Genomic DNA, 15,478 nt, shown 5'->3' with positions numbered 1-15,478 from the left:
CTTCTGCAAAGTCCGTGACTGGGAAGTTACGAGACCTTGTAGCTCTTTGGGGGAAGCGTGGACTAGAAGTCCATGCCACCCATGCCGCCCATGCCGCCGCCACCGCCGCCCATCTGGGGCGCGGAGTCCTTGGGAGCATCGACGATAAGGGCTTCGGTGGTGATCAGCAGCGAAGCGACCGAAGCCGCATCCTGCAGGGCGGTGCGAACCACCTTGACCGGGTCGATGACGCCCATGGTGATCAGATCGCCATATTCACCGGTTGCGGCATTGTAGCCGAAGGTGATCGAGCTGTTCTCGAGGATCTTGCCGACGACGACGGAGCCTTCGGCACCAGCATTGTTGGCGATCGTGCGCACTGGCTCCTGCAGAGCGCGGCGAACGATATTGATACCAGCGGCCTGATCGGCGTTGGCGCCCTTGACGGTGATGGCATTCGAAGCACGCAGCAGCGCGACGCCACCGCCGGCAACGATGCCTTCTTCAACGGCAGCGCGGGTCGCGTTGAGCGCGTCATCAACGCGGTCCTTGCGTTCCTTGACTTCAACTTCCGTCGAGCCGCCAACCTTGATGACCGCAACGCCACCGGCGAGCTTTGCCAGGCGTTCCTGCAGCTTTTCCTTGTCGTAGTCCGAAGTGGTTTCTTCGATCTGCGCCTTGATCTGGCCAACGCGGCCTTCGATGTCGTCCTTGGTGCCGGCACCGTCGACGATCGTGGTGTTTTCCTTGGTGATTTCAACGCGCTTGGCAGTGCCGAGCATGTCGAGGGTCACGTTCTCGAGCTTGATGCCGAGATCTTCGGAAATCACCTGGCCACCGGTCAGGATGGCGATGTCTTCGAGCATTGCCTTGCGGCGATCGCCGAAGCCGGGAGCCTTGACGGCCGCAACCTTGAGGCCGCCACGCAGACGGTTGACGACCAGGGTCGCGAGAGCCTCACCTTCGATGTCTTCGGCGATGATGAGCAGCGGGCGCTGGCTCTGAACGACGGCTTCCAGGATCGGCAGGATAGCCTGCAGGTTGGAGAGCTTCTTCTCGTGCAGCAGGATCAGGGGCTCGTCGAGCACGGCCGTCATCTTCTCGGCATTGGTCACGAAGTAAGGCGACAGGTAGCCGCGATCGAACTGCATGCCTTCGACGATGTCGACGGTGGTTTCAGCCGTCTTGGATTCTTCGACCGTGATGACGCCCGAATTGCCGACCTTTTCCATGGCCTTGGCGATTTCTTCGCCGATGAAGCTTTCGCCATTGGCGGAGATGGTGCCAACCTGGGCGATCTCGGCGGTCGAGGTGATCTTCTTGGAAGCAGCCTGCAGCGAGGCAACAACTTCTTCGACGGCCAGGTCGATACCGCGCTTCAGATCCATCGGATTGAAGCCAGCGGCGACGGCCTTGACGCCTTCGACCACGATGGCCTGACCGAGCACGGTCGCGGTGGTGGTGCCGTCACCGGCAATGTCGTTGGTCTTGGACGCAACCGAACGCAGCAGCTGTGCGCCCAGGTTCTCGAACTTGTCTTCCAGTTCGATTTCCTTGGCGACGGTGACGCCGTCCTTGGTGATGCGCGGCGCGCCGAACGACTTTTCGATAACGACGTTACGACCCTTGGGGCCGAGAGTTACCTTGACGGCATTGGCCAGGATGTTGACGCCGCGCAGCATCTTGTCGCGGGCTTCGGTGGAGAATTTGACTTCTTTAGCAGCCATGTGAGGCGCTCCTTAAAAACGGAAAAGGGCAGACCGAAAGGGCAGGGCGTGAGCCTTAGCCTTCGATGATGCCCATGATGTCGGATTCTTTCATGATCAGCAGGTCTTCGCCGTCGACCTTGACTTCGGTGCCGCTCCACTTGCCGAACAGGATGCGGTCGCCGGCCGAAACGTCGGGGAGGACGCGCACGCCCTGCTCGTCACGAGCGCCGGGGCCGACGGCCACGACGACGCCCTCGGAGGGCTTTTCCTTAGCGGTGTCGGGGATGATGATCCCGCCTTTGGTCTTTTCTTCGCTGTCGAGACGGCGGACGACCACGCGGTCGTGCAGGGGACGGAAGCTCATGTTTGCTCCTATGGCATCGAACTGGAATGCAATTTGCGCGCCGAAATTAGCACTCACAATCTTAGAGTGCTAACAGGCTGTCGGGGATATAGGGAGGAGGGTGAACCGAGTCAAGAACGCTTGAACCGACTTCGTCGCTCATGCGTTAACAGCTTACCGACAACCAACAGATGGCAGCCAATCATGACGGGACAGTGTCTAGACAAGGATATCAAGATCACTCCGGCCAAGGGGCGCGTGCATGTGATCTTCGATGACGCCGAAATCGCCTCGTCCCTTAACGCCCTTCAACTCGATGAACCCGGCGCCCCGTTGCGGATCTATATTCCACGCGAGGACGTGCGCCCCGATATCCTGGAAGCATCCGAAACCCACACGCATTGTCCCTATAAGGGCGACGCGTCCTACTACACCATCAAGACCCTGACCGCGACCGGCGAGGACGGCGTCTGGTACTACCCCGACCCGTGCCCCCTGGTCGAACCGATCCGCGATCACCTGGCTTTCTGGGGCGACAAGATCGAATACCGTACCAGCGAGGTTTAAGCGCGACGGGCGGCTTCCGGAAACTGCCCCTTTCGCCCTTTCGCCATAACGATTGCTGTTGCATAAGGGAACATGACCGAAAAAATCGAAAACCTGACGATCCGTCTCCGCCTCAAGGGCGGCAGCGGCCCCAATTCCAACTGGCTGTGGGAGCTTGTCGATGCCCAGGGCAGCGTGGTGAAATCCGGCACCATCAGCGGTCCTGAGCACAAGGCCTTCGCTACCGCTACCCAGGCCAAGGCCAAGCTGGTCAAGGCCGAGGCCAAACCCCGCTAGATTGCCTTAGTTCTTGGCGGACCATGGCGCGCGCCGTGGCCGTCAAGCACAGTCTGCCTCCTTGCCTTCTCACCAACCTTGAGCGTCCCGTGACCATCCCGCCCGCACCACCTGTTCCCGCCACCCCAACGGGGATCATGGACGGGCCGATGCGCGGCATCATGCTCAAGGTCGGCTCGGTCTGCATCTTCGTCGTCATGTCGGCGCTGCTCAAGGCCACCGGCAACGTACCGGCCGGCCAATTGGTATTCTACCGCTGCCTGTTCGCGATCGTGCCGGTGCTGGTCTACCTCGCCTGGCAGCGCCAGTTACGGGTCGGCTTCAAGACCGCCAATCCGTGGGGCCATTTCCTGCGCGGCCTGATCGGCGTTATCTCGATGGGCCTGAGCTTTTACGCGCTCACTAAGTTGCCGCTGCCCGAGGCCATTGCCATCGGCTACGCCTCGCCGCTCCTGATCGTCGTGTTCAGCGCCATCATGCTGAAGGAGCAAGTCCATTTCATCCGCTGGTCGGCGGTGCTGATCGGCCTCGTTGGCGTCGGCATCATGCTGTGGCCCCGCTTGACGGTATTTTCCGGCCAAAGTGCCATGGGTTGGGGCGAAACCGTCGGCGCCATCGCGGCCCTTGGTGGCGCCGTCTGCGCCGCCTTCGCCATGATGCAGGTGCGCCGCCTGGTCCAGACCGAACGCACCGAAACCATCGTGCTCTATTTCTTCATCAGCGCCAGCACCATCTCGCTGGTCACCATTCCATTCGGCTGGGTCTGGCCCTCGCCCGAACATGTCGTGTTCCTGATTCTCGCCGGCTTTGCCGGCGGCATCGCCCAGATCATGATGACGGCGAGCTATCGCCACGCCGACATGTCGGTCATCGCACCGTTCGAATACACGTCGCTCCTGCTGGGCCTCTTGGTCGGCTATTTCGCCTTCGCCGAAGTCCCCACCATACCCATGCTGATCGGCGCCGCCATCGTCATCGCCTCGGGCATCGTCGTCATCCTGCGCGAACACCGCCTCGGCCTCGACCGCGTCAAATCCCGCGAGGCCAACACGCCGTAGGACGCTAGGCCGCTTGCATCGCCTGAATTTTCTCCAGGTCTTCCGCGATTGCCATCGCCTCCTGGCTCAGGTCGAACGCGGTCTGCATGTTCATCCAGAATTGCGGCGTCGTGTCGAAGAACTTGGCAAGACGCAACGCGGTATTGGTGGTGACGGGTGCGTTTTCGGCCACAAGGCGCTCGATACGGGTTCGTGGAACGCGTAGTTTTTTTGCCAACGCATAGGCCGACAATCCCAGCGGAGCCAGATATTCCTCGTGCAGGATTTCGCCCGGATGGATCGCTGCGATAATTGGCGCGTGCATTCAATTCTCCTGGCTGGCCCACAGCTGCGCGTCAGTGATAGTCGACGATTTCAACCTCATGGGCGCCGCCGCCTTCCCACCGCAGGCAAATGCGCCACTGCTCATTGATGCGGATCGAATGTTGCCCAGTCCGGTTGCCTTTCAGAGCTTCAAGGCGGTTGCCGGGAGGCGACATAAGGTCCTTCAATTCGACAGCATGCTCCACCATGAACAGCTTCCGCTGCGCCGACCGCAACAAGTCTGCGGGAAAGCCTTTCGGAGCGACCCCAGCGGCAACTTTTTCGGCGAACTTCCCTTTGAACGACGCAATCATCGGCGATCCAAAAGATGTATCACGTCACGATACATAAGGCAAATAAATCGCCCTAAGCGACAGCCACCCCATCGGCCCAGCTCTGCCGCTTGCGGTAAATCGTCGATGGGCTGATTTCCAACGCTGCCGCGGCCAGCGAAACATTGCCGCCGAAGCTGGCGATCGCGTCCTCGATAATGCGCTGTTCCTGCTGCCACATCGGCAAGATCGCCTGCGCCCGCTGCTGCGGCACACTGGTGCCGATCATTTCGGCGGTACCACGCGATTCGATATCGGCGGCAGCGATCATCGCGCCGCTGATTTCCCCGCCATCGAACATCACCACCAAACGCCGCACCAGGTTCTGCAACTGGCGCACATTGCCCTTCCATTCGGCGGCCATCAGCGCCTGCGCGCATTCGCCCGAAAAGCCGCTGAACGCCTTGTGTTCTTCACTGGCATATCGCGCGAGGAAATGGCGTGCCAGCACCATGATATCGCTCGGCCGCTGCCGCAACGGCGGCAGGTGGATGGGCAGCACATGCAGGCGGTAGAACAGGTCTTCGCGGAATTTCTTTTCTGAAATCAGCGTCATCGGATTGCGGTTGGTGGCGCAGATCACCCGCACATCCACCTTGCGCACTCCGGCTTCGCCGACCCGGCTCAACGTGCCCGTCTGCAAAAACCGCAGCAGCTTGGATTGCAGTGACAGGTCCATCTCGCCGATTTCGTCGAGAAACAACGTGCCGCCATCGGCCAGTTCGGCGGCGCCCTTGCGGTCTTCGTGTGCACCCGTGAAGGCGCCGCGCGCCACTCCGAACAATTCGCTTTCCATCAGGTCGCGTGGGATCGCCGCGCAGTTGATCGCCACCAATGGCTTGCCGACACGCGGACCCTTGGCATGCAATGCCTCGGCGCAAACGTCCTTGCCGGTGCCGCTCTCGCCGGTGATGAACACCGGGGCGGCCGATGGCGCGATCCGCGCGATCTGCTCATAGACGAATTGCATGGCGCTGGACGCGCCGATAAAGCCGCCGAAATCGGCGACGCCGGCGCTCGGCCGAGCCTCGATGCCCAGTGTACGCGTCTTGCCATGTCGCTGCGCCAGTTCATCGATGCGCGCAGCGATGGCCGGGCCGTTCAGCGGCTTGACCACATAGTCGTGCGCGCCCGCCCGCATTGCGGCGACCGCCGCCGATACCGAGCTGCCATCCGAAATGGCGATCACCAGCGCGCCTTCGGCCAGCTTGACCAGCCGCGTCACCGCGTCTTCGCTGCGCTCGCTCAAATCGCCCAGGCTCGACAGGTCCATCAGCACGATGTCGAATCGCGCCTGCCGCAAGGCCTCGACAGCCTGCCGCCCGGTTTCCGCCGCCGCGATTTCCGGTGCGCCCGCCAGGGCCGCGCCCAGCCCCTCGACCACGAGGCGTGATGAGGCCACATCCCGGTCGATCAGCAGCAGGCGTCCATTGGCGTCGCACTGGCGTCCACTATGCATGCAGCGCGTCCTCGTTGTTTCTTTTCACCTTTTCGGCGCGGGCAGCAAAACGCTCTCTGCAGCCACGCGAACAGGCGGTGTTGCAGTCGATTGTTCGCGAACAGGGTAAATTTTCCGTTCCGGTTTGGCAGCAATTAGGCCAAATACGCATTTCCATGGCTCTTGATCACAGCCCGAACTCCCGATTAAGTCTGCCGCCATGAGCAAGACGGATGATCCTGATGAGTTGAGTCCAGTGGGGCGCGGCGTGCCCCAAGCTGGCGTGCGTATTGCCAATGAACGGGCGGTATTGAGCCTGATTGCGATTATGCCGGGATCCTCCAACGCCGATCTGGCGCGTCGCTCGGGCCTGGGGCCCCAAACGACCTCGCGAATCATTTCCGATCTGGAGGATCGTGGCCTTATCGTGCGCGGCCAGGTGCTGCGTGGCCGTCGCGGCCAGCCGGCGACGCCCTTGTTCCTCAATCCTGACGGTGCTTATTCCATCGGTGTCGAGATCGGCTGGCGCCACGTTCAGGTGACGCTGGTCAACCTGACCGGCAAGGTGCTGTCCCATGAGCGCCGCGCTTATGCCTATCCCGATGCAACGACGCTGTTTGCCGAAATCGCCACGAGGATCGCCGACCTCGTCGCTGGGCTGACGCCGCAACAGCGGGCCCGTCTCGTTGGCGTCGGCGTCGCCTCTCCCACCGCGATGGGGCGGAACGTCGAAATGTTCTTGACCCATCCCGAGCAGCAGCAGCTTTGGGAGGCGATCGATATCGCCGCCCGCATTGCCGCCGATACCGGCCTGCCCACCGAATGGTTCAACGATGGCAGCGCCGCCTGCTGGGCCGAAATTATCGCGCTGCCTGACCCGCGCCCCACCGGTTTCGCCTATTTCCATGTCGGCGCTTATATCGGGGCGGGGATCATCGCCGATGGCCGCCTGTGGGAAGGTCCCACCGGCAATGCGGCCAATCTGGGCGCCATCATGGTGTCCGATCGCCACGGCGCGCCCAGCTTCGTGCACCGGGTCGCCTCGATCACCGCTTTCGAGCGCTGGCTGCGCGAAGTGGGTGCAACCCCGCCGCCTTGCAGCCCCCAGGATTGGGATTGGGACACGCTTGAGCCCCATGCCACCGCCTGGCTCGACGATGCCGGGCGCGCGCTGGCGCAGGCTGCCATGACCACGCAGGCCATGGTCGAACTCGATAAGGCCAGCATTGATGGCTCCATGCCGCGTCCTGTCGTCGAGCGCCTGCTGCAGCGCGTGCAGCACCATCTGGCGCTGCTGCCGGTGCTGCGCAGCGGTCGCCCGGTGGTGGCCATCGGCCATCTCGGCGCGTTCGCTGCCGCCAAGGGCGCAGCGCTCCTGCCTGTGTACAAACGCTATTTTTCGAGCGCCTGGAGTCACTTCGGGGCCTGACATGGACTTGCCCTGCAGGGGTTCACCCCTGCGACACTGCGCCGCCGCGCCGACCCCGAGCGTCGTCGGCTTCACTAGCTGCCTGATCTCCCTCAAAAAATTACCCACGGAATACTGGCGGGTCACAGCTTTTGTGCGCTCGCTGTCAATGCTATGAGAGCTGTGCCGAATCCCGGCCCACTCAAGCGATTGCGGACCGCTCGTGCAGGTATTGGTTTACACATTCATAGCGTTGGCGGCGCTTGGCGTCGGCTGCACGGCCTATTTCGGGCTGACGTTCACGCCTGCCGAGGCCATCATGGCTGCCCTGAGCTTTTCTGCCGTCGCGGTGGTCTTGATGGAGCGCAGTTTGCGCCAGCGCGCCGAGAATCGCCTGGAAAAGGCGATCGAGGATCTCGCGCAGTTGCTGGCCGCCGAGGGCCAGGTCGGCACCACGCTGGGTCAACGCGTCAACGCCCTGGCCGATCTCAATGCCGGCCGGCGCCTGGAAGGCGTCGAAGCCGACGTGTCCGTGCTGGGCACCGTAATCCGCCAGATCGCCGAGGCCGTCTCCGATATCGAGGAGCGCGCCAGCAGGCCGCAGCCTGGCGCAGGGCCGACGTCCCTGGCTGCCGTTCCCGCCATCGTCACACAAACGCCCCAACCCGTCGTGGTCCCGGTACAACGCGAGCCCGAGCCGCCCCTGATCCCGATCGAAACCCTGCGTCAGGCGCTCGCCGACAACCGCCTCATCTATCATGTGCAGCCCATCATCACGCTGCCGCAGCGCCGCCCGCATGGCTACGACCTGGTGCCGCGCCTGATGCTGGATAATGGCGAGCTGGCCGACCGCGCCGCCTTCATGCCCCGCCAGGGCAATGAGGACCTGCTGCGTCACATCGAGGGCCTGGGCCTGATCGAGGCCATCGCCATCGGCCGCCGCTCGCGCAGCGCCGATCAGCCGATCAATCTGTTCATTCCGCTCTCGCGCGCCACCCTGGGCGAATGGGTCGCCTCTGAACAGCTCATCGTCTCGCTCGAAGCCAACCGCGCCATTGCGTCCAGCATGGTTTTCGTCGTTACCGAAGCCGAATGGCAGATGCTGGCGGCCGGCGAACGCGCCATTGTCGACGGTCTGGTCAAGAAGGGCGCCGGTTTCTCGCTGTCCGAGGTCAAGTCGTTGCGCGTCGATGTCGCCGAACTGGCCGGGCAGGGGGTTCGTTCGCTGCGCGTCGATGCCACCCGCTTCATCGATGCGCCCGAAGCCTTCACCGATTTCCACGCCTCCGATATCGCCAACTACCTCAACCGTTTTGGCGTCAGCATGATGGCTACCGGCGTCGCCAGCGAGCGCCAGATTCTCGAACTGCTCGATATCGGCATCGCCCAGATCCAGGGTCCGCACATTGCCGCGCCCGGCCCGGTCCGTCCCGACCTGATGCTGGAGCGTCCCAAGACCGCCGCGCCGGTTCTGCGTCGGGCCGAAGGCATAGCCTGATCGCCAATCGCGCTGAGGCTGACCACGGATGCCATGATCGTCATCGTCCTCAACGGCTCCATCAATTCCGGCAAGACCACAACCGGCCGCGCGCTGGCGGCGATTTTGCCCGGCGCCCGCTTCATCGATGGTGACGACCACGGTATTCCAAAATCCGTGCCGTTCCAGCAGATGATCGACCGCGCCGTGCTCTGGGTCGCCGGCCAGATCACCGCCGCGACCGAACCTTTCCTTGTCATCGCCTATCCCATGCGCGATAGCGATTTCGCCATGCTTCAAGCCGCCTGCGCCGCCCGCCACGCTCGCCTTTTCGTCGCCACCCTGGCCCCACCGCTCGCCGTCGCGCTCACCAACCGCGGCACCCGCGAACTCGACGACGGCGAACGTGCCCGCATCCACGAAATGTACGTAGAAGGCTATCCCGCGCGGGCCTTCAGCGACATCATCGTCACCAACCCGGCCACGCCCCAGCAAACCGCCACCATGCTCGCCCGTCGCATTGCTCGACTATGAGCCATGCAATAGCGGCCGTCGCTATTGCTGCTTCCGCCCTTGATCCGGGCGGCCACCTGCACCATAGAACGCCAAGGCAATCCCGCTTCCGGAGCCTCCCGATGACCGCGCCCCTACCTCCCATTTCTGGCCTAGCCGATCTCGCCGGCCGCTATGATGCGGTTCTGAGCGATGTGTGGGGCGTCGTCCACAACGGCGTCGCCGCTTTCCCCTCCGCCGTCGACGCGCTCGTCGAGTACCGCAAGGCCGGCGGCAAGGTGGTCTTCATCACCAATGCGCCGCGCCCTTCCGCCCCGCTGATCGACATGCTCGATCGCCTCGGTGTCGTGCACGACGCCTACGACGCCATCGTTTCGTCGGGCGACGCCACCCGCGTCATGATTGCCAAATACTCCGGCCGCCCGATCCATCATGTCGGCCCGCCCACCGAGGACGACGCGCTCTACGAAGGCCTCAACGTGCGCCGCACCACCGCCGAGGAAGCCGATGTTGTCGTCGTCACCGATCTCGATACCGATGACGACACCCCCGAAATGTACCGCGAACGCGCCAAGTTCTGGTTATCGCGCAAGCTGCCGATGATCTGCGCCAATCCCGACCGGGTGGTCGAACACGGCGACAAGATCATCTATTGCGGCGGCGCTTTGGGCGATCTCTACGCGGCTATGGGCGGCATGGTGCTGATGGCCGGCAAGCCCTATCAGCCGATCTACGAGGAGGCCTTCCGCCTCGCAGAAATCGCCGTCGGCCGTCCGCTCGACAAATCCCGCACCCTCGCCATCGGCGACAGCGTGCGCACCGATGCAACCGGCGCCGCCCAGTTCGGCATCGACCTGCTCTTCGTCACCGGCTCCATCCACGCCGCCGAACTCGACGCCTTCGGCAAACCCAGCCCGCAGGCCATTGCCGATCTCGTCGCCCCCAGCCGCGCCAACATGGCCGGCTTCCTGCCGCGCCTGAGCTGGTAGCTGCAGCCCTGCCACGCGCGCGATCTGGTCCCCTCCCCCTTGAGGGGAGGGCTAGGGTGGGGGTAAGTGTCCGCCAGAGTGAAGTTGCCCGCGCGACTCAAAAACGGATCCAATGACACCGTGACCGACTTTCTCCGCCTCTCCAATCTAGACACTGTCCCCGCATCCCTGCGCGGCGCCTATGTGGCCATCGGCAATTTCGATGGCTTCCATCGCGGCCACCAGTCGGTGTTCGATCTGCTGCGTCGCCGCGCCGCCGAGGCCGGGGTGCCGGCGATCCTGCTCACCTTCGAGCCGCATCCGCGCGATGTCTTTGCACCCAGCCCCTTCATGTACCGGCTCACCGACGGCAACGCCAAGGCGCGCCTGGCCGAAGCGCTCGACCTCGACGGCATCGTCATCCTCAATTTCGACCGCGCTTTCTCCCAGATCGAAGCCGAGGATTTCGTCTCCCGCTTTCTCGTTGATGCGCTGGCCGTCACCGGCGTCATCGTCGGCGCTGATTTCCATTTCGGCCGCCAGCGCCGCGGTACCCCCACCTTCCTCACCGCCGCTGGAGAAGCCCACGGCTTTGCCGTCGAAGTCATCGACCTGCTCGACGAGGGTTCGGAAGTCATTTCCTCCTCTCGTATCCGCGCCGCGCTCTCAGAAGGCGACATCGCCGCCGCCAATCGCTTGCTGGGCTATCATTGGTTCATGGAAGGCTGCGTCGTCAAAGGCGACCAGCGCGGCCGCGAACTCGGCTATCCCACCGCCAACACCGTCACCCATGACAATTTCCAGCTCGCCCAGGGCGTCTACGCTGTCCGCGCCCGCCTCGGCGACCGGGTGTTCGATGGCGTCGCCGCCTATGGCAAGCCCATGTTCAACAACCAACGCCCGCCCTTCGAGACGCACCTGTTCGATTTTTCCGAGGACATTTACGGCCAGACCATCGTGGTCTGCCTTGTCGACCACATCCGCGGCCAGGAAGTCTTCTCCGGCCTCGACGAACTCATCACCGCCATGAACCGCGACAGCGACAAGGCCCGCGCCGCCCTCGCTGCCGCAAAGCCCCTCAGCGAACTCGATACCCGTCTCGGCTTCTTCCCATCCTGAAGGTCACGTCTATGCGCAAGATTGTCATCGTCACCGGCACGTCCACCGGACTCGGCATTGCCATTGCGGTCCAGTTGGCTGCCCAGGGCCACACGGTCTACGCCACCATGCGCAATCTGGCCAAGCGTGCCGCGCTCGATGCCGCCGCGACGGCTGCCGGCGTGGTGCTCAACGTCCTGCCACTCGACGTGCAGGACAGTGCCAGCGTCGAAGCTGCCATCGCCGCGGTGATCGCTGCCGAAGGGCGCATTGACGTGCTCATCAACAATGCTGGCGCCGGCTTTGTGCGGTCCACCGAGCAGGCCAGCGAAGTCGAAATCGCCCATGTGATCGATCTCAATCTGATGGGCGTCATCCGTTGTACCAAGGCCGTGCTGCCCCTCATGCGCGCAGCCCGCGCCGGCCATGTGGTCAACATCTCATCGGTCGGTGGCCTGGTGGGCCAGCCGTTCAACGAAATCTACTGCGCTGCCAAATTTGCCGTCGAAGGCTATACTGAGTCCCTGGCCAGCTACGTCACGCCCGGCTTCGGCATCAATTTCACGGTGGTCGAGCCAGGTGGGATTCGAACCGAATTCATCGCCAATGTCATGGCCCATGTTTCCAGCACCGGCGGCATGATCGAGGATGAATATAAGCCCATTCTCGACAAATATTTGGGCGGCGCCGCCAGCCGGGCTGGTGCTTCCAACGCCTATCAAACTGCCGACGAGTGCGCTGCCGTCGTCGTTGACGTGGTGCAAACGTCCGAGCCGCCAGTGCGCATTCGCACCTCCGCCTGGGCCGAAGACTTCACCCGGCTCAAGACTGCCGCCGACCCTGACGGTAAAAAGCAGCAGGCGGCCGTTATCGAGCGCTTCCTGAGCTGAGCCGGTTGGTGCCGACCAGCTCGTTGACGGCGCCGGGGGCAGGGCTCTAGCCCCGCCTGGGGCCCGCCATGGCCAAATGCCTTCCCCCAACTCCCTGGCCTTGCTACAAGGCGCGCAAATCCCATTCAATCTATTGATTGCCCGCAATGACCGAAACCACTGCCGCGACCGAAACCGATTATTCGTCGACGCTCTTCCTGCCCGAGACGCAATTTCCCATGCGCGCCGGGCTGCCGGATCGCGAGCCGGGCTGGCTTAAGCGCTGGGAAGACATGGATATCTACAAACTCCAGCGCGAGCAGGCGCAGGATCGTCCCCTGTTCACGCTCCACGATGGCCCTCCATACGCCAACGGCAACATCCATATCGGCCACGCGCTCAACAAGACGCTGAAAGACATCGTCTCCCGCTCGATGCAGATGCTCGGCTTCAACGCGGCCTACGTGCCGGGCTGGGATTGCCACGGCCTGCCCATCGAATGGAAGATCGAGGAACAGTATCGCGCCAAGGGCCGCGACAAGAACGAAGTCCCGATCAACGAATTCCGCGCCGAATGCCGCGCCTTCGCCACCCAGTGGGTCAATGTGCAGCGCGAGGAATTCAAGCGCCTCGGCATCTTGGGCGAATGGGATAATCCCTATTTGACCATGAGCTTCGACGCCGAAGCCCAGATCGCGCGCGAGCTGATGAAGGTCTCCACCTCCGGCCAGCTCTATCGCGGCAGTAAGCCCGTGATGTGGTCCGTGGTTGAACGCACCGCTCTCGCCGAAGCGGAAATCGAATATGCCGATTACGAGAGCGACACCATCTGGGTGAAGTTTCCCATCCTCGGCGCCTCCTCGGAAGTGCAGGGCGGCGACTTCGCCCGCAGCGCCCAGCTCACCCGCGACCTGGCCGATGCCTCCGTCGTCATCTGGACCACGACGCCGTGGACCATCCCGGCCAACCGCGCCATCAGTTTCTCGTCAAAAATCGCCTATGGCCTCTATGAGGTCACCCAAGCGCTAGAGGGCAATTGGGCTGCGACCGGCGAAAAATACGTTTTGGCCGACAAGCTCGCCGCCGAAGTACTCGCCAAGGGCAAGGTTGAAGCCTTCGCTCGCCTGCGCGACGTGAACCCTGCCGATATCACTGCCTGCGCCCATCCGCTGCGCGGACTCGATGGCGGCTACGAGTTCAACGTGCCGCTGCTGGATGGCGAACACGTCACCGATGACGCCGGCACCGGGTTCGTGCACACCGCCCCCGGCCACGGCCTCGACGACTTCGAGATCTGGATGAATTCGGGCCGCCTGCTGGCCGAACGCGGCATCGACACCACCATCCCTTACGTGGTGGGCGATGACGGCTTCTACACCAAGGACGCCCCCGGCTTCGACGGCGCTCGCGTCATCGACGACTCGGGTAAAAAGGGTGACGCCAACAACCGCGTCATCGCCGCTCTGGCCGACCGTCACGCGATGCTCGCCCGTGGCCGCGTCAAGCATTCCTATCCCCATTCCTGGCGCTCCAAGAAGCCGGTGATCTACCGCAACACGCCGCAATGGTTCGTCTATATGGACCGCGATATCGCGGGCGCTGCCGGCGATACCCTGCGTACCCGCGCGCTCAACGCCATCGACGCCACCAAATTCTACCCCGCCGCCGGCCAGAACCGCCTACGCGCGATGATCGCCGATCGCCCCGATTGGGTGCTGAGCCGCCAGCGCGCCTGGGGCGTGCCGATCACCGTCTTCGTCAACAAGACCACGGGCGAAATCCTCAAGGACGAGACGGTCAACCACCGTATCGCCGACGCCTTCGAGGAAGAGGGCGCCGATGCCTGGTACGCCGCTGGCGCCGCCGAACGCTTCCTCGGCACCTCGCACGCCGTGGCCGACTACGAGATGGTCACCGACATCCTGGACGTCTGGTTCGATAGCGGCACCACCCATTCCTGGGTGCTGCGCAACAAGCAGAAGTGGCCGCACCTGAAGTTCCCGGCCTCGATGTATCTCGAAGGCTCCGATCAGCACCGGGGCTGGTTCCATTCCTCCTTACTCGAATCCTGCGCCACCAATGGTTTCGCGCCCTATTCGAGCGTGCTCACCCATGGCTTCACCATGGATGGCGAGGGCAAGAAGATGAGCAAGTCGCTGGGCAATACCGTCGCCCCGCAGGACATCATCAAGCAATACGGCGCCGATATCCTGCGCCTCTGGGTGGCCTCGTCGGATTATTCCGAGGACCTGCGCCTCGGCAAGGAAATCATCCAGACCACGGTCGACAGCTATCGCAAGCTGCGCAACACCCTGCGCTGGCTGCTGGGCAATCTCGCCCATTATCAGCCCGCCGATGTCGTCACCTTCGACGCCATGCCCGAGCTTGAACAGTTGATGCTGCACCGTCTCGCCCAGCTCGATGAGCAGGTCCGTGGCGCCTATAAGGAATACGACTACCGCCGCGTCGTCTCGCTGCTCACCAATTTCATGAATATCGAGCTCTCGGCCTTCTACTTCGACATCCGCAAGGATGCTCTCTATTGCGACCCGATCTCCTCGGTAAAGCGCCGCGCCTCGCTGACGGTGCTCAATCACCTGTTCGATTGCCTCACCGCCTGGCTCGCCCCCATCCTGGTTTTCACCATGGAGGAGGTCTGGCTCGAACGGCACCCCGGCGCCGATAGCTCGGTGCATTTGCGCCTGTTTCCCGAGGTTCCCGCCGAATGGCTGAACGAGGGCCTGGCCGACAAATGGGCGAAAATCCGCACCGTCCGCCGTGTCGTCACCGGCGCGCTGGAAGTTGAGCGCCGCGAAAAGCGCATCGGTTCTTCGCTTGAAGCCGCCCCACGCGTCTTCATCACCGACGAGGCCCTGCTGACCGCTTTGGCGGGAGAGGATCTGGCCGAAATCGCCATCACCTCGGCCATCGAAATCGGCAATGCCGACGCCCCCGACACCGCCTTCCGCCTCGATGACGTCCCCGGCGTCGCCGTGGTCTCGGCTCTCGCTGAAGGCACCCGCTGCGCCCGCTCCTGGCGCATCCAGCCCGATGTCGGCTCCGACCCGCAATACCCCGATGTCACCCCCCGCGACGCCCAGGCGCTGCGCGAACGCGCCGCGGCGGGGCTCTAGCTTGTT

General features: G+C 63.3%; 15 protein-coding genes. 10 read left to right on the top strand and 5 right to left on the bottom strand.

Annotated features, from left to right (window positions below):
* Positions 1-62 precede the first annotated feature (62 nt).
* Together groL and ABIB57_RS22315 are read right to left on the bottom strand one after the other, a co-directional pair.
* Positions 63-1,706 carry a chaperonin GroEL gene (gene groL / locus ABIB57_RS22320; RefSeq protein ID WP_354043447.1) on the bottom strand — a complete coding sequence of 548 codons (1,644 nt, stop codon included), beginning with the start codon at positions 1,704-1,706 and terminating at the stop codon, positions 63-65.
* Between the two features lie 55 nt (positions 1,707-1,761).
* Positions 1,762-2,052, bottom strand: coding sequence for a co-chaperone GroES (locus ABIB57_RS22315; RefSeq protein ID WP_299732411.1), 291 nt, complete (start codon positions 2,050-2,052; stop codon positions 1,762-1,764).
* 183 nt (positions 2,053-2,235) lie between these two features.
* Between ABIB57_RS22315 and ABIB57_RS22310 the strand changes: the two genes are divergently transcribed.
* The 3 genes from ABIB57_RS22310 to ABIB57_RS22300 all read left to right on the top strand — a co-directional run bounded on the left by ABIB57_RS22310 (position 2,236) and on the right by ABIB57_RS22300 (position 3,932).
* Entirely contained in the window at positions 2,236-2,598 is a 363-nt protein-coding gene (locus tag ABIB57_RS22310) for a DUF427 domain-containing protein (protein WP_354043446.1), read from the top strand.
* Positions 2,599-2,670: 72 nt separating this feature from the next.
* Entirely contained in the window at positions 2,671-2,874 is a 204-nt protein-coding gene (locus ABIB57_RS22305) for a hypothetical protein (protein ID WP_354043445.1), read from the top strand.
* A gap of 137 nt (positions 2,875-3,011) precedes the next feature.
* Positions 3,012-3,932, top strand: a complete 921-nt coding sequence (locus ABIB57_RS22300; RefSeq protein WP_354043584.1) for a DMT family transporter — start codon at positions 3,012-3,014, stop codon at positions 3,930-3,932.
* Between the two features lie 4 nt (positions 3,933-3,936).
* On the opposite strand, the gene ABIB57_RS22295 is transcribed toward ABIB57_RS22300, so the two are convergent.
* The 3 genes from ABIB57_RS22295 to ABIB57_RS22285 are packed head-to-tail and all read right to left on the bottom strand — an operon-like array spanning position 3,937 to position 6,026.
* Positions 3,937-4,236: a HigA family addiction module antitoxin gene (locus ABIB57_RS22295; protein ID WP_354043444.1), complete on the bottom strand. Its 300-nt coding sequence runs from the start codon at positions 4,234-4,236 to the stop codon at positions 3,937-3,939.
* A gap of 31 nt (positions 4,237-4,267) precedes the next feature.
* Entirely contained in the window at positions 4,268-4,549 is a 282-nt protein-coding gene (locus tag ABIB57_RS22290) for a type II toxin-antitoxin system RelE/ParE family toxin (protein WP_354043443.1), read from the bottom strand.
* A 52-nt stretch (positions 4,550-4,601) separates the two neighbouring features.
* Positions 4,602-6,026 carry a sigma-54-dependent transcriptional regulator gene (locus tag ABIB57_RS22285; protein WP_354043442.1) on the bottom strand — a complete coding sequence of 475 codons (1,425 nt, stop codon included), beginning with the start codon at positions 6,024-6,026 and terminating at the stop codon, positions 4,602-4,604.
* A gap of 199 nt (positions 6,027-6,225) precedes the next feature.
* On the opposite strand from ABIB57_RS22285, the gene ABIB57_RS22280 reads away from it, so the two are divergent.
* The 7 genes from ABIB57_RS22280 to ileS all read left to right on the top strand — a co-directional run bounded on the left by ABIB57_RS22280 (position 6,226) and on the right by ileS (position 15,472).
* Entirely contained in the window at positions 6,226-7,434 is a 1,209-nt protein-coding gene (locus ABIB57_RS22280) for an ROK family transcriptional regulator (RefSeq protein WP_354043441.1), read from the top strand.
* Positions 7,435-7,636: 202 nt separating this feature from the next.
* The gene (locus ABIB57_RS22275; protein ID WP_354043440.1) at positions 7,637-8,911 is read left to right on the top strand and encodes an EAL domain-containing protein; all 1,275 of its coding nucleotides are present in this window, start codon (positions 7,637-7,639) and stop codon (positions 8,909-8,911) included.
* Between the two features lie 33 nt (positions 8,912-8,944).
* The gene (locus ABIB57_RS22270) at positions 8,945-9,424 is read left to right on the top strand and encodes a DEAD/DEAH box helicase family protein (RefSeq protein ID WP_354043439.1); all 480 of its coding nucleotides are present in this window, start codon (positions 8,945-8,947) and stop codon (positions 9,422-9,424) included.
* A 101-nt stretch (positions 9,425-9,525) separates the two neighbouring features.
* Positions 9,526-10,392 (top strand): TIGR01459 family HAD-type hydrolase, encoded by an 867-nt coding sequence (locus tag ABIB57_RS22265; protein WP_354043438.1) that lies wholly within the window; start codon positions 9,526-9,528, stop codon positions 10,390-10,392.
* Between the two features lie 120 nt (positions 10,393-10,512).
* A complete protein-coding gene (locus ABIB57_RS22260; protein WP_354043437.1) occupies positions 10,513-11,490 on the top strand; it encodes a bifunctional riboflavin kinase/FAD synthetase in 978 nt (325 codons plus the stop codon).
* An 11-nt stretch (positions 11,491-11,501) separates the two neighbouring features.
* Positions 11,502-12,359, top strand: coding sequence for an SDR family oxidoreductase (locus ABIB57_RS22255; RefSeq protein WP_354043436.1), 858 nt, complete (start codon positions 11,502-11,504; stop codon positions 12,357-12,359).
* Positions 12,360-12,505: 146 nt separating this feature from the next.
* Positions 12,506-15,472: an isoleucine--tRNA ligase gene (gene ileS, locus ABIB57_RS22250; protein WP_354043435.1), complete on the top strand. Its 2,967-nt coding sequence runs from the start codon at positions 12,506-12,508 to the stop codon at positions 15,470-15,472.
* Positions 15,473-15,478: the final 6 nt, after the last annotated feature.

Source organism: Devosia sp. UYZn731 (assembly GCF_040546795.1).
Taxonomy (GTDB): domain Bacteria; phylum Pseudomonadota; class Alphaproteobacteria; order Rhizobiales; family Devosiaceae; genus Devosia.
The sequence above is the reverse complement of the archived record's forward strand: the minus strand, read 5'-3'. Positions and strand labels throughout refer to the sequence as shown.